Genomic DNA, 16,293 nt, shown 5'->3' on the forward strand with positions numbered 1-16,293 from the left:
CTACGACAAGCTCCCCAGATTGTACTGCCTGATCTTTCGATAGAGGGTGTTCCGGCCGATACCCAGCACCTTTGCCGTTTCGGTGATGTTCCTCCGACACTGTTCCAACGCCCTCCTGATGGCATCCGCTTCCGTCTCCTTCAGACCGAGCTGAAGGTCCGGCTCCACCCCCTTGCCGCGCATGGCTCTCAGCACCCCCGCCTCGACTTCGTGCAGCGCAACGAGCGTCTCCTGCAACGCATCACCACTCATCCCTGCCAGCAGATCAGCTTTGGCAAAATAAGAGAGTAAATCCTTCAGGGTCTTGTGCCCTTCCTGGTTCTGCCCCGTGCCCGGTGCCACCGTCTTCGCGGCATCGGTGGCACCGGGCAGGAACCTGCTTCCCAGATGTTCGGGCAGAATCGTTCCGTCACTGCTCATCACCACGGCCCGACGCATCACGTTGGCCAGTTCGCGGATATTGCCCGGCCAGCCGTATTCCCTTAGCAGGCGCATGGCTGCCGGCGAGATCTGAATATCGGCATTATGCTGCCGGGCAAAGTGCTCGGCAAGCTGCGGGATGTCGTCGGCCCGGGCACGCAGGGGGGGGATTTCCAGGCGCACCACGTTGAGGCGGTAATAGAGATCCTCGCGGAAGGTCTTTTCGCGGATCGCCTCCTCCAGGTCGACGTTGGTGGCGGCGATGACCCGCACGTCGGTCTTTATCGCCTTTCCGCCACCGACCCGCATAAACTCTCCGGTTTCCAGCACCCGCAACAGCTTGACCTGGATCTGCGGACTGGCGTCGCCGATCTCGTCCAACAGCAGGGTACCGCGGTTGGCCAGCTCGAAAATACCGCGCCGGGTCTGGCTGGCACCGGTGAACGCCCCCTTTTCGTGGCCGAACAGTTCGCTCTCCAGCAGGTTTTCCGGCAGCGCGCCGCAGTTCACCGGAATGAAGGGCTGGTCGGCGCGGCCCGAGGCGGCGTGGATGAACCGGGCCAGCACCTCCTTGCCGGTCCCGGTCTTCCCCTGGATCAGCACATTGATGTTCTTGGTGGCGATTTTGTAGGCCAGCGAAACCAGGCGCCGCATGCTCGGCGCGGTGCCGACCCGGAAACCGACCGCCTGGGCCGTATCGGACCACTCTTCCGTGGCGCGGTTCCCGTTCTGTTGGGCAGCGCCGTGGCTGGCGGCCTTTTCGATCAATGCCTCGATCTCGCCAATGTCGTCGAACGGCTTCTCCAGATATTCGTAGGCCCCCAGCTGCATCGCCGTCACCGCGGTCTTGACGGTGCTGTAACCGGTCATGAGGATCACCTCGCAGGCCGGCTGTCTGGTCTTGATCATCTGCAGCAGGGTCAGGCCGTCGGTATCCGGCAGCTTCAGATCGACCATCGCCACGCTGAAGCTTCTCCCTTCCAGGGCGCGCATCGCCTCCGGCTCGTTGCCGGCGGTGACAACGCCATACCCCTTTCTGGTGAGCAGGCGGCTGAAAAAGGTGCAGACATCCGCTTCGTCGTCGATGATCAGGACCTGGGACGGGGACATGTTTTCTCCAGTCGGGCGCGGCAAGCGGCGCCCCTACAGTTCTACCGGCAGCACCAGGGAAAAGGTGCTCCCCTCCCCCGGCCGGCTCTCCACCTCAATGGTGCCGTTGTGGGACTCGGCGATCCCCAGGCTGACCGACAGGCCGAGCCCGGTCCCCTTGGTCGCCTCCTTGCTGGTATAGAACAGGGTGAAGATCTTCGCCAGGTTTTCCGGGGCAATGCCGACACCGTTATCGGTCACGCTCAGGAGCGCCCACCGCTTATCCCCCTCGACCCGTTGCGCGGTTTTCACCTCGATGACCTTTTCCTTCCGCTCCACATCGGCCAGGGCATCCCGGGCATTGATCAGGAAATTGATCAGCACCTGCTGGATCTGCGGACCGTTGGCGGTCAGGCGCGGCAGGTCGGTGTCGAACCGCTCGACGATCCGTATCTGGTTCCGGTTGATCTGGTACTGGATCATACTCAGGACCCGTTCCGCTTCGGCATTGAGGTCCACATCGGTCTGCGGCGACTGGTTCTGCCGCGAAAAGGTCAGCAGGTTCTGGATGATCCGCTTGCAGCGCAGTCCGGAGTTGATGATGTCGTTGAGTACTTCAGCCTTTTCGTACTGGGCCTCCTGCTGCAGGTCCCTTGAGAGCATCTGCGCGGTGCCGATGATGACCGTCATCGGGCTGTTCAGCTCATGGGCCACCCCGGCCGCCATCTCGCCGAGCGCGGCCAGTTTCGCCGACTGGACCAGCTGCCCCTCCATCTTGGTCTTCTGGGTGACGTCCTTGACGATGATGGTGACCGCCGCCAGCTGCTTCTCCTCGTTCAGCACCGGATAGTAGGAGAGATCGAGCACCAGCCCGGCCTCGGTCTGCCAGCGCTGGAACACCGGCTTGCCGGTCCGCTGCACCTCCCTGATCGGGCAGTTCGGGCAGGGGTGGGTACGGCCATGGATCTTGGCAAAGCATTTGTTGCTGACCGCCTGGTGCCAGAAGCCGCTCATCTCGGGGGGGAGGTGGTCGTTGTGCAGGAGGACGTTGTAATCGGTGTCCACCAGGAAGATCGGGTCGGTTACCGCCTTGAAGGTCTCTTCCCACTCCTTCTTGGCCCGGGAGACCTGCTTGTACAGGCGGGAGTTCTGGATGCTGATGGCCAGCTGATCAGCCAGGTGCTGCACGAAGCTTAAATCCTCCTCTCGGTAGGCGCGGTCGAAGATACTGGCGACCAGCAGGGTGCCGATCACCTCGTCCCGCTTGAACATCGGGGCGACCGCCAATGCCCGGATCGGCCCGGGATACCCCGGATTGATCCGGATATGGCTGAACTCCACTGGGGTCAGGTCGAAAATGCCGGCCTTCCGCTGCTGGATGACCTTCAGGGAGGGGGAATGGGCGGGAAAGGTCTCGATCCGGCAGAAATCGGTCGGCATCAGCGCCGTTAGGGTCAGTTCGCCGCCCTTGACCGTCACCAGGCCGAGGAAATCGCAGGGGAGCGTCTGGGGCAGCTTGGTGAAGGCCCGTTCGATGATGTCGGAGATCGACATGTCGATGTTGATGTCCCGGGCCAGCTGGTGCAGGATCTCCAGGCGGCTGTTCTGCTTGAGCAGTTCCTGGCTCCGCTTCTTCAACTCCACATAGTAGTTGAGCTTGGAGGAGTCCACCCCGGTCAACTGCTCAAGCAGCTTTTCCCTGTTTTCCACAATTGATTCCTTTTTGTTCTTAGTTCCGCTTTGTCAGCTTACGTCCCGTAGGGACAGAATGCCTGTAGCCCGGCGATTTATCGCCGGGATTCGCGGACGTTCATTCTTTACGTCACGTACGTGACTGAAGGAAAGGCCAATCCATTACCGGGGGATGAATCCCCCGGCTACAAGCATTCTGTCCCGATGGGACGTAAGCTGAATATGACGAAGCGGCGCTACGTCGAGGATTATGCGAAAGAGGCCGGGGCAAAGGTGCCCTGAAGATGGACGCGGCTTACATCGCTTTGTAGAAAATGGCCTCGATCTGCTCGATGCTCGCATTCCGCGGATTGGTCACCAGACAGGCGTCCTTCATCGCGTTGCGGCTCAAGAGCGGTACGAACTCCGCCTTGAGCCCGATATCCGCCAGCCCCTTGGCCAGGCCGATGTCGGCAATCATCCGCCTGACCGACACGATCGCCAGGGCGGCAGCCTGCAGATCGCTCAGTCCGGCAACATCCTCCCCCATGGCAACGGCGATGTCGCGGAAGCGATCGGGACAGGCCGGAAGGTTGAACTCCATCACGTGGGGAAGGATCGAGGCGTTGGTCTCCCCATGGTGCCGGTCGATCAGGCCGTCCACCTGGTGGGTCATGGCATGGGTGGCGCCGAGAATGGCGTTGGAAAAGGCAAGACCGGCGGTCAGGGCCGCCATGGCCATGTTGGTGTTGGCCTCCATGTCCTGGCGGTCGGCAACCGCCTGCCTCAGGTTCCGGGAGATCAGCTGGATCGCCTTAAGGGCGTGGATGTCGGTGAGCGGCGTCGCCGCCAGCGACACGTACGACTCGATGCCGTGGGTCAGGGCGTCGAGCCCGGTGGCGGCGGCCAGCTTGGCGTCCTTGGTCTTGAGCAGCTCCGGATCGACGATGGCGATGTCCGGCACGAGCGACTTGGAGATGATCGACATCTTCAGCCTGCGCGCCGTGTCCACGATGATGGTGAACTGGCTCACCTCTGAGCCGGCGCCGGCCGTGGTCGGGGCGATCAGCATCGGTGGCAGCGGCCGGCTGATCCTGTTGATCCCTTCGTACTCCTGCAGCTTCCCGCCATTGGTGGCCAGGGTAGCGATCGCCTTGGCCACATCGGTGGGGCTCCCCCCTCCCACGGCGACTATTCCGTCGCACCGCGCCTGCAGATACCGGGCGGTCCCCTCGGTCACCTCGTTATCCTTGGGGTTGGTGGTCAGGGCCGAAAAGACCTCCGTTTCCAGACCGGCGGACCGGAGATAATACACCGCCTGGTCGACCCAGCCGGCCTTGATCACATCCGCGTCACTGACCAGAAAGACCCTGGAGGCACCGATGCGTAGCGCGCTCTCGCCGATCTGGCTGAGGGAACCACGGCCGAAGATGATTTCCGGGGCGACAAATTTGCTGATGTTCACGGTCTCTCCTTTTGTGGCTCTACAGAGGGTCAGCGGTCTGAACCGGTACAACTGGACACAAACGTCACAATATGGAACAAAGGTTCTTGTTCCATATTAGACCAAACACCTTCCAAATGATACTGGTTCGTTAGATCAGGTCCCGGAGGGAAAAACAAAAGTGGCAACGAGGGGGCTTACGGCAGGTGAATCAGATCGCACGACCGGCACTTTCCGTAGCGTGCCGGCAGGAAGAGGATGTTGACCGAGAGACAGTTCTGGCACTGCCAGAACGTAAAACCGCTCGCTTCCCGGCCGGCGATGCGGCTGAACAGCCAGCTATAGTAGGCGTCCCAATCGTACTCCGGGGGAGTTGCGGCTTTTTCCACCAACTGTTCCAGCAGCATGGTCGCTCCTCGTCAGAAACAACTCGTGTAAGCTACAACCTTGTCCCCTCCAAAGATACCCCGGCATGATGCAAGGTCAAGGCGAAAAGAAAGGGAGCCGCACAGGCCCCCGACCGGATACAACCGACTACGGACAGGTGGCAGCCTGGCTCCCGTCCACCGGTGCATCCGCCATGCCGGCCAACTGCCATTCCGTCTTGAACAGCAGGAATGCCTCACGCATCAGCTCTGACGCCCGCTTGCTGGTCGCGTCCATGAGTTGCTGGACCATCGCCATCTCTTCATCGGTAATCCGTACGGATACTATGTTAGGCTTTTTCGGATTCTTGTACTTTCTCCCCATGATGCACTCTCCCTTTTCATGTAACTGGTCCGAGCCCGGCAACAGTCATTGAGATCGAACGGGCTCCTTTTCGGCACAGGGCAATTTCGATACCATTTTTTCGTGCTATCCCCGCCAGCCCCTCCCTCCACTCATGGGCGATTGTCGTGATTACAGGGGAATGAGACAGATTTTTAGCCATTCGGAATAGTGAAGTCCGTTCGTTTCGCTCTGTGGCGAAAAAGAGCCACAACTGATCCATATCAACACAATAGCTCCACATCGGAACAAAACAAACGCTCCCTATTGGAACAATTGTTCACTCTTCGCCACAATCACCGTTCACCCCCACTAACGTAACAAGCTGATATCAGTTGCTATTTCCACGTGACTGCAAAACCGGCCGGTTTATGAAGCTGTTGGTACGGGCCTTGCCATATACCAGAAAAAGCGTTTTACGAAACCGTATGCACGTTCCAGCTCGGCATAGCGGCATTCAGAGTAACGCCACCCAACAATAGAGGAGGAAGTAACCATGGCACTCGGAGAACAGACGTACGGATTTTTCATTCCAACGGTATCACTGATGGGGATCGGCTCTGCCAAGGAGACCGGCGGGCAGGTGAAGGCGCTCGGCGCTTCCAGGGCGCTGCTCGTTACGGACAAGGGGATCTCGGCCATGGGTATGGCTGACAAGATCAAGGAGCAGGTCGAGTCGGCAGGGGTCAAGGTGGTAATCTTCGACGGCGCAGAACCGAACCCGACCGACACCAACGTCCACGATGGCGTGAAGGTGTACCAGGATAACCAGTGCGACGCCATCATCTCCCTGGGCGGCGGCAGCTCCCACGACTGCGCCAAGGGGATCGGCCTGGTCATCGGCAACGGCGGCCATATCCGCGATTTCGAGGGGGTGAACAAATCCACCAAACCGATGCCCGCCTTTGTCGCCATCAACACCACCGCCGGCACCGCCTCGGAAATGACCCGCTTCTGCATCATCACCAACACCGACACCCATGTGAAGATGGCCATCGTCGACTGGCGCTGCACACCGAATGTCGCCATCAACGATCCGCTCCTGATGGTCGGCAAGCCGGCCGCGCTCACCGCAGCCACCGGCATGGACGCCCTGACCCACGCCGTGGAGGCCTACGTCTCCACCATCGCCACCCCGATCACCGACGCCTGCGCCATTAAGGCGATCGAGCTGATCGCCCAATACCTGAGCCCGGCCGTAGCCAACGGCGACAACCTGGAAGCCCGCGACAAGATGGCCTATGCCGAGTACCTGGCCGGCATGGCGTTCAACAACGCCAGCCTCGGCTACGTCCACTCCATGGCGCACCAACTGGGCGGCTTCTACAACCTCCCCCACGGCGTCTGTAATGCCATCCTGCTGCCGGCCGTCAGCCAGTTCAACCTGATCGCCTGCCCGGAGCGTTTTGCCGATATCGCCGTTGCCCTGGGTGAGAACATCGAAGGGCTCTCCGTGGCCGAAGCCGCCGACAGGGCGATTGCGGCCATCCGCCGTCTCTCTGCCTCAATCGGCATTCCCGCCGGCCTCAAGGCGCTGAACGTAAAAGAAGAGGATCTGAAGGTCATGGCAGAGAACGCCAAGAAGGACGCCTGCCAGCTCACCAACCCGCGCAAGGCCTCCCTGGAGCAGGTCATCGAGATTTTCAAGGCCGCAATGTAGTGACAAGGCAATTGAACGCGGATCAAATCTGATTTTGGCGGATGGACGCGGCTAAAACTGATTTTATCTGCGTATATCCGTGTTAATCCGCGTTCAATTGCCGTTTAAAGTACGTTCAACCTCCGAGCTGTGCCGCCTAACAGGGGAAACCTCATGGCAGCCGGCCAACGGGTGTCGCTGGAAACGGCGCCGCCTCCCTTTGGAAAGGAGATGACATCCGCTTAAGCGGAAACATTCGAATATGAAAGGGAGAAGTGCCAGATGAATAAGATCCTCCGCGTCAACATGTCCACACTCACAACTGCTATCGAAGCAGTCCCCGCTGCCTGGGCCGGTCTCGGCGGCCGCGGCCTCACCTCCACCATCGTCGCGGCCGAAGTCCCCCCCACCTGTCATCCGCTTGGCCCGAACAACAAGCTGGTCTTTGCCCCCGGGCTTTTGACCGGCAGTCCGGCCGCCAACTCCGGCCGGCTCTCCGCCGGCGCCAAGAGCCCCCTCACCGGTACCATCAAGGAATCCAACGCCGGCGGCACCGCGGCCCAGATGCTGGCGAGGCTCGGCATCAAGGCGCTGATCATCGAGGGGATTCCGGCGAGAGAGGCGTGGTACAGCCTGCACGTGAACAAGGACGGGGTCACCGTTCAGGAGGAAACCGAACTGGTCGGCAAGGGGAACTTCGCGGTCATCGAGGCGCTGGAGGCGCGGCTGGGGAAGAAGACCGGCATCCTGACCATCGGCCCGGCCGGTGAATTGAAGATGACCGCGGCCAACATCTCGGTCAAGGACCCGGACAGTAAGATCCGCAGCCACGGACGCGGCGGGCTCGGAGCGGTCATGGGCTCCAAGCGGATCAAGTTCATCTCCATCGACGACCAGGGCGCCCCCGGCGTCAAGATCGCCGAGCCGGACAAGTTCAAGGCAGCGGCCAGGACCTTTGCCAAGGCGCTTCTGGATCACCCGGTCAGCGGCGAGGGGCTCCCGACCTACGGCACCAACGTGCTGGTCAACATCCTCCACGAGGCCGGCGGCCTGCCGACCAGGAACTTCACCTACGGTCAGTTCGAGGGACACGACAAGATCTCCGGCGAGACCATGCACGACACCATCGTCGCCCGGGGCGGCAAGCCGAAGCACGGCTGCCATGCCGGCTGCATCATCCAGTGCTCCCAGGTGTATCACGACAAGGAAGGCAAATACGTCACCTCCGGCTTCGAGTACGAAACCATCTGGGGACTGGGCGCCGACTGCTGCATCGACAACCTGGACGACATCGCCCGGGCCGACAACCTGATGGACGACATCGGCATCGACTCCATCGAGACCGCGGTCATGTTTGGCGTGGCCATGGAGGCCGGCATCCTCCCGTTCGGCGACGGCAAGGGGATCATCCGCCTGCTTACGGAAGAGATCGCCAAGGGGACTCCGCTCGGCCGGGTCCTCGGCGGCGGTGCCGGTTCCGTGGGCAGAACCTACGGCGTCACCCGGGTGCCGGTGGTGAAAAACCAGGCTATTCCGGCCTACGACCCCCGCTCGGTCAAGGGGATCGGCATCACCTACGCCACCTCCACCATGGGGGCCGACCACACCGCCGGCTACGCCATAGCCACCAACATCCTCAATGTGGGCGGTTATGTGGACCCGCTGAAGAAGGATGGCCAGGTGGAGCTTTCCCGCAACCTGCAGATCGCCACCGCCGCTGTCGACTCCACCGGCATGTGCATCTTCATCGCCTTCCCGGCCCTTGACATCCCCGAGTGCCTGCCGGCCCTCATCGACATGATCAACGCCCGCTTCGGCATTGCCCTCACCGGCGACGATGTGACCAACCTGGGCAAGCATATCCTGAAGATCGAGCGGCAGTTCAACTGCGAGGCCGGCTTCACCAAGGAGCACGACCGCCTGCCTGAATTCTTCAAGACCGAGACTGTGGCGCCCCACAATGTGGTATGGGACTTCACCGATGCAGAAATTGATGAGTTCTGGAATTTCTGACCCTAACGAAGCGGGGCGGGCACACCAGTGCCCGCCCCGTGTTGGAGCAGCCATGCAGATAACCGTAAAACTGTTTGCCACCTTCAGAAACGGGAGGTTCAAGGTCGACCAACAGGAGCTGCCGGAAGGGACCGACTGCCGCAGTATCGTCGTGAGCCTCGGGCTGACCGAAGCGGAGATCGGGATCATTCTGGTCAATAGCCGGCACGCCTCGCTCGACTACACCCTGCAGGACAGTGACACCCTCGCCCTCTTCCCCTTGGTCGGCGGAGGCTGAGATGGCACAAGCACCGCAACACTGATCACTTCAGCCGCCACGCACGACGGTCATGCCCCTCTCACTTTCCGGAAGTCCTGCCTTCTTTCCGGTCCGGCATACGCATGGCCTCCCCTCCGGCCCCACTCATCCGCCAGCGCGATTGAATGCAACTATAGCACCCTTCCTGAGCAACCTCGCTAGATTCACCTCGTTAATGTAGCCGGCAGTTTTGTCCTTGAAGATGATCTTAATCCGCATATACAATTAGCCCCCAGTTGTCTGCACGTACCCGGGGATTCTTGCCCGTTCTTCATAAATACATTTTATCTTCATATACAGCTTAACCTGACGATACATCAATGTGTACCCAGGTTTAGGGTAGCAACACTTGGGAGGTAACGATGGACTTTCTCTTAAATCTTTATCTGCACCTGAAAATCCGCACACGCATCATGCTGCTCAGTATCTGTTACAGCTTCTGCATCATCATCGCAGTGATCATGGGACGTTCATTTTCGACGTTGCAGGCCGTTGCGTCCACGACCATATTCGTGCTGCTCGGGTTTTTGTTCAGTTGGCTGCTCTTCTGGACCGTGAACGATGCACTTAACCGCATCCTGGGCTATCTGGCCAGAATAACAGATGGTGACCTGACGCAGACGATTGCGCCTAAACGCAATAACGAGATCAGCAACATCATCCGCTCTATAAGCAGCCTTCAGACAACCATGCGCGACATCATTTCCCAAATATCACAGACGTCAGAACAGGTTGCCATGGCATCGCGACAACTTCAATCCAATGCAGACCAAATTGCCGCAGGAACGGAGAATGCCGCCTCGCAGACCAACACGGTCGCCGTCGCCAGTGAAGAAATGGCCGCCACGTCCAACGATATAGCCAACAATTGCATGAATGCGGCGGATAATTCCTCTCGTGCCAGCAACACCGCGCAGGCAGGAGTCGAGATAGTTCGTCAGACAACAGATTGCATGGAGAGTATCGCCACTCGCGTCAATGATGCCGCAAAGACTGTCGTGGAGTTGGGTGCTCGCTCCGACCAGATTGGACAGATTATTGGAACAATCGAGGATATTGCCGATCAGACAAACCTGCTGGCGCTGAATGCCGCCATTGAAGCCGCACGCGCGGGAGAACAGGGTCGTGGTTTCGCCGTGGTAGCCGACGAGGTTCGCGCCTTGGCAGAACGCACCACCCGCGCCACCCGGGAAATCAGTGAAATGATCAAGGCAATTCAGAATGAAACAAAGGAGGCTGTTCTCGCAATCGAACAAGGCGTTGCAGAGGTGGAAAAGGGGACTGAATATTCGGGTAAATCAGGCCAGTCTTTGGAACAGATCCTCCAGCAGGTAAATGACGTAACCATGCAGATCAACCAGATTGCGACTGCCGCCAATCAACAGACCTCAACCACCGGAGAGATCTCCAACAACATCCAGCAAATTACTGCCGTGATCCAGCAAACAGCCCAGGGAGCCACGGAAACAACGGCTGCGGCAGCCATGCTGGCAACGCAAGCAAAGGAACTCGGGAGTTTGGTTGGCCAGTTTAAGTTATGAGATCGGATTTCAGTAGTGACACGTCAGTTGAAGGTGGAGGACGGGCCATGGCAGATCTGAACGGCGTCATGATGCAGTGCTTCCACTGAGGCTGACGGGAGCCTGTGGGGGCGGGTCGGTATCGGTCTGGGTGGAAGGGTAGAGGTTCCGCCGGACTGTGGTATAGTAAAAGCATTATGGTGGTCAGTAACCGGGTGAGGATGGAGACGTGGTTGGATTGAGATGTCTTTCGAAGTATACACCTCTCTTGGCGGCGACGTTTGCCTCCGTGCTCATGCTGCATCCTGCCCGGGCTGCGGCCCATAGCGAAGAAACGACGCTACTGCACGACCATACCGCTACGTCCGCTTCCGACACCTCCGTCGGCCTGGACGAGCGGCTGGGGGCTAAGGTGCCGCTCGACCTTACCTTCCGCGACGAGACGGGAAAACCGGTCCGCCTCGGCGACCTGGTCGCCGGCCCGACCATCATCCTGCCGGTCTACTACAGCTGCACCAATGTCTGCAACTACCTCCAGAACGGCCTGGCCCGCGTCCTGCCACAACTGAAGGCAAAACCCGGCACGGAGTACCGGGTTATCTCGGTCAGCTTTGACGAAACCGAAACCCCGGCGCTGGCCGCCCGCGCCAAAAAAATGCACCTGAACTCGATAGAAGCGCCTTTCCCGGTAGATGGCTGGCGCTTCCTGACCGGCGATGCCGGCAGCATCCGGCAACTGACCGCTAGCGCCGGCTACCGTTTCCAGCGCCAGGGGCATGACTTCATCCACCCGGTGGCGAGCATCATTGTCGCCCGGGACGGGACCATCGTCCGCTACCTGTACGGGACGACCTTCCTGCCCAAGGACCTGGCCCTGGCCCTTTTGGAGGCACGGGAGGGAAAAGTGGGCGTCACCGTCCGCCGGGTGGTCGGCTACTGCTTCAGCTTCGACCCGGCCGGAAAGACCTATGTCTTCAACCTGCTCAGGGTAAGCGCCACAGTGGTCATGCTGAGCGCCGGCGGCTTTCTCGCCTTTCTGTTCCTGGGCGGCAGGAAACGCAGACAGCAACCAACGAGGAGAGCATGAATCCGGCGGAACGACTTGCAACAACCTCAAACTTCTGGAACGATACCGGCAGGAGCGGCATCGGTTCGTGGATCTTTTCCACGGACCACAAGCGGATAGGGTTCCTCTACTTCTACTCGGTACTCGGCTTCTTCCTGGTTGCCGTGACGCTCGGCGTCCTGCTCAAGCTGGAGCTGATGGCGCCGGGCCGGACCATCATGGGGCCCCAGACCTACAACGCCGTCTTCACCGTGCACGGCGTGATCATGGTCTTTCTCTTCATCATCCCCGGTTTTCCCGGCTCCTTCGGCAACCTGATCATGCCGATCCAGATAGGTGCCCGAGACGTGGCCTTCCCCCGCCTGAACCTGCTCTCCTGGTGGCTCTACATCATCGGTGCCGCGATCATCCTCACCTCCCTCTTCACCGGCGGCGGGCCGCCCGACACCGGCTGGACCTTCTACGTCCCGTTCAGCGCCCGCACCGCTACCAACGTTTCACTGGCGGTCTTCGGCGTCTTCGTCGTCGGCTTGTCGTCGATCCTGACCGGGCTTAACTTCGTCACCACCATCCACCGCCTCAGGGCCCAGGGGATGACCTGGGGCCGGCTGCCGCTCTTTGTCTGGTCCCTGTACGCCACTGCCTGGGTGCAGATCCTGGCAACCCCGATCCTGGGGATCACGCTGGTGCTGATCATCGCCGAGCGGGTCCTGGGCACCGGCCTCTTCGACCCGGCACGCGGCGGCGACCCGATCATGTACCAACACCTGTTCTGGATCTACTCCCACCCGGCGGTCTACATCATGATCCTGCCAGCCATGGGGGTAATCTCGGAGATCATCCCGGTCTTCTCCCGCAAACCGATCTTCGGCTACAAGATGATCGCCTTTTCCAGCCTGGCCATCGCCGCGGCCGGGTCTCTCGTCTGGGGGCACCACATGTTCACCAGCGGCATGAGCGACACGGCGATCCTGGTCTTCTCCTTCCTCACCTTCATCGTTGCCATCCCGTCGGCCATCAAGGTTTTCAACTGGGTCTCCACCCTCTACAAGGGCTCCATCTCCCTGGAAGTCCCGATGCTTTTCGCCCTGTCGTTCCTGCTCCTCTTCTCCATCGGCGGCCTGACCGGACTGATCCTGGGGGCGGCAGCCACCGACATCCATGTCCACGACACCCAGTTCGTGGTCGGCCATTTCCACTACGTCATCTTCGGCGGCTCCGGATTTGCCTTTTTCGGGGCCATGCACTACTGGCTCCCCAAGTTCTACGGCCGCCGCTATGCCGAAAGACCGGCCGTCATCGCCTGGGGGCTGATGTTCGTCGGGTTCAACATCCTTTATTTCACCATGATGGTCCTGGGGATGAAGGGGATGCCCAGACGTTACTACGACTATCTCCCCGAATTCGCCCCCTTGAACCTGGTCTCCACCATCGGCAGCTGGATACTGGTGAGCGGCCTGGTGCTGCTCCTGGTAAACCTGTTCCGCGGGCTCTCCAGCGGAGAATTGATCGGCCAAAACCCCTGGGGCGGGGCGACCCTGGAGTGGAGCATCCCCACCCCGCCACCCACGGAAAACTTCACCGAGGAGCCGGTGGTAACCCATGGGCCGTACGACTTCAAGGGGGCGGGCATCCCATGAGCCAGCCGCTGCACAGGGACTACACCGGGGCCAAGCTCGGGATGTGGCTCTTTCTCCTCACCGAACTGCTCCTCTTCGGCGGACTTTTTCTCCTCTATGGTGCCTACCTGGCCCGCTACCCCCACGAGTTTGCCGCGGCCGGCCGGGAGATGCACCTGGTCTTCGGTACGGTCAACACACTGCTCCTCATAACCAGCAGCCTGCTGGCGGCCATGGCGGTGACCGCCATCCAGCGGGACCGGCGCCGCACAGTACAGCTACTTCTTGGCGGGACAATCCTCTGCGCGGCCGTCTTCCTGTTCAACAAGTACCTGGAGTGGAGCGCCGAGATCGGCCGCGGCATCTACCCCAATTCACCCGTGCTGGCAGCAGGCCCGCCGGGCGAGTCGGTATTCTACAGTCTCTATTACCTGACCGTCGGTCTCCATGGCCTGCACGTGCTGATCGGCGCCATTCTGCTGTCGGTGGTGGCCGTGCGGGTCGGCCGGGGAACCGTCCATGGCGGAGATTACGTGTGGCTCGAAAACGGTGCCCTCTACTGGCACCTGGTGGACCTGGTCTGGATCTTCATCTTTCCGCTCTATTACCTCATCCTGTAGGGGCGGGGTGACCCCGCCCCTACGAAACATTGGATAAGACCATGGGCATTGAATCGCATGACAACACCACGCACATCATCGGCTACGGCAAACTGACAACGGTCTGGCTGGTCCTCCTCGCCCTGACCGCTCTGACCGTATGGGTGTCCCGACAGGAGCTGGGAATCGGCCATGTCTGGGGCTCGCTGGCCATTGCCTCGGCCAAGGCCGGTCTGGTGATCGCCTTCTTCATGCATATGCGCTACGAGGGGCGGCTCCTGCGCTGGCTCCTGTTCGTAGCCCTGCTGACCCTGGCCATCTTCATCGGCTTTACCTTTTTCGACGTGCTCTATCGCTGAGGAGCCAGTGTGTACCCTGATCTCGTGACTACAACCCAGGCGGTCGACCCGGTCTTCATGTTCATCTTCGGGGCAAGCCTCGTGCTGCTCGTCGGCATCACGCTGACCATGGTAGGGTTCGTCATCCGCTACCGCCGCTCCCGGGCGCCCGAACCGACCTCCCAGGCAAGCAGCAATGTCTGGCTGGAGATCGTCTGGACCGTTCTTCCCACGGCCCTCGTGCTTGCGATGTTCTACTACGGCTGGTCCGGCTACCTCACTTTGCGGCAGGTGCCCAGAAATGCGCTGGAGGTAACGGCCACGGCCCGGACCTGGTCCTGGAGCTTCACCTACGCCAATGGCAGGACCAGCCCCAAGCTCGTCGTGCCGGTCGGCAGGCCGGTGCTGGTGAACCTGGTCTCCCTGGACGTGCTGCACGGCTTCTACCTCCCCGCCTTCAGGGTGAAACGGGACGTGGTGCCGGGGATGAAGAATTATGCCTGGTTCGTGGCCGACAAGCCCGGCACGTATGACCTGTTCTGCTCCGTATACTGCGGCACCGGTCATTCCAGCATGATCACCACGGTGGAGGCGCTACCGCCGGCCCGGTTCGCCGCCTGGCTGCAGCAGGGGGGTGAAACGGAGCATGCCGGCAAGAAACTGTTGGAGAAGCACGGCTGCCTCGGCTGCCACTCCCTGGACGGTACACCGAAGGTCGGACCATCCCTGAAGGGGATCTGGGGCCGCCGCGTGACGGTTCTGACCAACGGAGTAGAGAGAAACATCACCGTGGACGAGGCGTATCTGCGGCGCTCGCTTCTGGAACCGAACGCCGACGTGGTCAAAGGGTTTCCGCCGGTGATGCCCTCCTTTGCCGGCAAATTAACGGATGCCGAAATAAAGGCGCTGGTGGAGTTCCTCAAGGGGGTCCGATGATCCGCTCCATGATGCGGCTGTTCCGGTTGCGGCTGGCGCTCCTGAACGGTGTGGCCGCCGCGGGAGGGTACTGCCTCTTCCCGTCAGCTCTGGCGCAGGGAGCGCTCTGGGCGGTGGTTGCCGGCGTGACCCTCCTGGCAGCCGGGGGGTCGGCCCTCAACCAGGTTATGGAGCGCGACATCGACCGCCTGATGGCGCGGACCAGCCGGCGCCCCCTGCCAAACGGCGACCTGTCGCCGGCTACAGCTACGGCCATAGGTGTGGCAACTCTCCTGGCCGGCCTCCTGGTGCTCGGTGCCGAAGACAAAACGCTCCCATCCCTGCTCGGAGCGGTGGCAGTGGCGTGGTACCTCGGGGTTTACACCCCCCTCAAGCGCCACACCCCCTTTGCCCTGGCTGTCGGCGGCGTCTGCGGGGCCGTACCGCCGGTTATCGGCTGGTGCAATGCCGGTGGGGAGCCGACCGACTACCGCATCATGCTCCTGGCCGGCCTTCTGTACCTTTGGCAGATCCCCCATTTCTGGCTATTCCAGCGCAGGCATGCGGAGGAGTATCGGTGCGCCGGAATCCCCCTGTTCGATCCCCGGCTACCGGAGTTCGGGATCGCAGGGCTCTTTCGGCTCTGGCTCCTGGCCCTGGCCGCGGCGTCGCTGCTGTTGCCGGCCTTTGGCATCATCGAGGGAAACGCGGCCCGTTGGTACCTGGCTGTTCCTGTTGGCCTTTGCATCCTTGCATATAGCCGCTCAGAGGACCTTCTCGGTCCCGGCATCAACCTGTTTCCGCTGTTGGTGACCCTGGCGCTCGTTTTCCAACGCTGACAGCGCCAACCGGGCCAAACTGCTTTCGGTTGCGGCACACCATTTGTTACGTTCC

The 16,293-nt window shown here is 60.8% G+C and carries 15 protein-coding genes and 1 riboswitch; of the genes, 10 read left to right on the plus strand and 5 right to left on the minus strand.

The genetic code is table 11. The features are described 5' to 3' along the window. From JN12_RS11260 to JN12_RS11280, 5 genes are all read right to left on the minus strand, one after another. Positions 1-1,530: a sigma-54-dependent transcriptional regulator gene (locus tag JN12_RS11260; protein WP_145022717.1), complete on the minus strand. Its 1,530-nt coding sequence runs from the start codon at positions 1,528-1,530 to the stop codon at positions 1-3. A gap of 33 nt (positions 1,531-1,563) precedes the next feature. Continuing rightward, entirely contained in the window at positions 1,564-3,219 is a 1,656-nt protein-coding gene (locus tag JN12_RS11265) for a GAF domain-containing sensor histidine kinase (protein WP_145022720.1), read from the minus strand. Positions 3,220-3,496: 277 nt separating this feature from the next. After that, complete coding sequence (locus JN12_RS11270; protein ID WP_145022723.1) at positions 3,497-4,645, minus strand: iron-containing alcohol dehydrogenase; 1,149 nt, start codon at positions 4,643-4,645, stop codon at positions 3,497-3,499. A gap of 176 nt (positions 4,646-4,821) precedes the next feature. Continuing rightward, positions 4,822-5,031: a hypothetical protein gene (locus tag JN12_RS11275; protein ID WP_145022726.1), complete on the minus strand. Its 210-nt coding sequence runs from the start codon at positions 5,029-5,031 to the stop codon at positions 4,822-4,824. Positions 5,032-5,158: 127 nt separating this feature from the next. Next, positions 5,159-5,374, minus strand: coding sequence for a hypothetical protein (locus JN12_RS11280; protein ID WP_145022729.1), 216 nt, complete (start codon positions 5,372-5,374; stop codon positions 5,159-5,161). A gap of 514 nt (positions 5,375-5,888) precedes the next feature. Here JN12_RS11280 and JN12_RS11285 point away from each other — a divergent pair. The 10 genes from JN12_RS11285 (at position 5,889) to JN12_RS11330 (ending at position 16,238) form a co-directional block, all read left to right on the plus strand. Next, entirely contained in the window at positions 5,889-7,052 is a 1,164-nt protein-coding gene (locus tag JN12_RS11285; protein WP_145022732.1) for an iron-containing alcohol dehydrogenase, read from the plus strand. 108 nt (positions 7,053-7,160) lie between these two features. Then, a riboswitch (molybdenum cofactor riboswitch) is annotated at positions 7,161-7,278 on the plus strand. Between the two features lie 35 nt (positions 7,279-7,313). Next, entirely contained in the window at positions 7,314-9,044 is a 1,731-nt protein-coding gene (locus tag JN12_RS11290) for an aldehyde ferredoxin oxidoreductase family protein (RefSeq protein ID WP_145022735.1), read from the plus strand. A 52-nt stretch (positions 9,045-9,096) separates the two neighbouring features. Beyond that, positions 9,097-9,321 (plus strand): MoaD/ThiS family protein, encoded by a 225-nt coding sequence (locus tag JN12_RS11295; RefSeq protein ID WP_145022738.1) that lies wholly within the window; start codon positions 9,097-9,099, stop codon positions 9,319-9,321. Positions 9,322-9,704: 383 nt separating this feature from the next. Next, positions 9,705-10,883, plus strand: a complete 1,179-nt coding sequence (locus tag JN12_RS11300; protein ID WP_145022741.1) for a methyl-accepting chemotaxis protein — start codon at positions 9,705-9,707, stop codon at positions 10,881-10,883. A gap of 217 nt (positions 10,884-11,100) precedes the next feature. Beyond that, the gene (locus JN12_RS11305; protein ID WP_246125848.1) at positions 11,101-11,949 is read left to right on the plus strand and encodes an SCO family protein; all 849 of its coding nucleotides are present in this window, start codon (positions 11,101-11,103) and stop codon (positions 11,947-11,949) included. Further along, entirely contained in the window at positions 11,946-13,568 is a 1,623-nt protein-coding gene (gene ctaD, locus JN12_RS11310; RefSeq protein WP_145022744.1) for a cytochrome c oxidase subunit I, read from the plus strand. Before JN12_RS11305 ends, ctaD begins: the two co-directional genes overlap by 4 nt. Beyond that, entirely contained in the window at positions 13,565-14,167 is a 603-nt protein-coding gene (locus JN12_RS11315) for a cytochrome c oxidase subunit 3 (protein WP_145022747.1), read from the plus strand. The genes ctaD and JN12_RS11315 overlap by 4 nt, the downstream gene beginning before the upstream one ends. Before the next feature lie 41 nt (positions 14,168-14,208). After that, entirely contained in the window at positions 14,209-14,505 is a 297-nt protein-coding gene (locus tag JN12_RS11320; RefSeq protein ID WP_145022752.1) for a cytochrome C oxidase subunit IV family protein, read from the plus strand. A 9-nt stretch (positions 14,506-14,514) separates the two neighbouring features. Next, positions 14,515-15,420: a cytochrome c oxidase subunit II gene (coxB, locus tag JN12_RS11325; RefSeq protein ID WP_145022755.1), complete on the plus strand. Its 906-nt coding sequence runs from the start codon at positions 14,515-14,517 to the stop codon at positions 15,418-15,420. Further along, complete coding sequence (locus tag JN12_RS11330) at positions 15,417-16,238, plus strand: protoheme IX farnesyltransferase (protein ID WP_145022758.1); 822 nt, start codon at positions 15,417-15,419, stop codon at positions 16,236-16,238. The genes coxB and JN12_RS11330 overlap by 4 nt, the downstream gene beginning before the upstream one ends. Positions 16,239-16,293: the final 55 nt, after the last annotated feature.

The sequence above is a fragment of the Geobacter argillaceus genome (assembly GCF_007830735.1).
In the GTDB taxonomy this organism is placed as follows: Bacteria; Desulfobacterota; Desulfuromonadia; order Geobacterales; family DSM-12255; genus Geomobilibacter; species Geomobilibacter argillaceus.

What these genes read in the sequence shown, in the direction of transcription:
- JN12_RS11260 (WP_145022717.1), bottom strand. Translation starts at nt 1,530, where the DNA reads ATGTCCCCGTCCCAGGTCCTGATCATCGACGACGAAGCGGATGTCTGC.
- JN12_RS11275 (WP_145022726.1), bottom strand. Translation starts at nt 5,031, where the DNA reads ATGCTGCTGGAACAGTTGGTGGAAAAAGCCGCAACTCCCCCGGAGTAC.
- JN12_RS11280 (WP_145022729.1), bottom strand. Translation starts at nt 5,374, where the DNA reads ATGGGGAGAAAGTACAAGAATCCGAAAAAGCCTAACATAGTATCCGTA.
- JN12_RS11285 (WP_145022732.1), top strand. Translation starts at nt 5,889, where the DNA reads ATGGCACTCGGAGAACAGACGTACGGATTTTTCATTCCAACGGTATCA.
- JN12_RS11290 (WP_145022735.1), top strand. Translation starts at nt 7,314, where the DNA reads ATGAATAAGATCCTCCGCGTCAACATGTCCACACTCACAACTGCTATC.
- JN12_RS11295 (WP_145022738.1), top strand. Translation starts at nt 9,097, where the DNA reads ATGCAGATAACCGTAAAACTGTTTGCCACCTTCAGAAACGGGAGGTTC.
- JN12_RS11300 (WP_145022741.1), top strand. Translation starts at nt 9,705, where the DNA reads ATGGACTTTCTCTTAAATCTTTATCTGCACCTGAAAATCCGCACACGC.
- ctaD (WP_145022744.1), top strand. Translation starts at nt 11,946, where the DNA reads ATGAATCCGGCGGAACGACTTGCAACAACCTCAAACTTCTGGAACGAT.
- JN12_RS11315 (WP_145022747.1), top strand. Translation starts at nt 13,565, where the DNA reads ATGAGCCAGCCGCTGCACAGGGACTACACCGGGGCCAAGCTCGGGATG.
- JN12_RS11320 (WP_145022752.1), top strand. Translation starts at nt 14,209, where the DNA reads ATGGGCATTGAATCGCATGACAACACCACGCACATCATCGGCTACGGC.
- JN12_RS11330 (WP_145022758.1), top strand. Translation starts at nt 15,417, where the DNA reads ATGATCCGCTCCATGATGCGGCTGTTCCGGTTGCGGCTGGCGCTCCTG.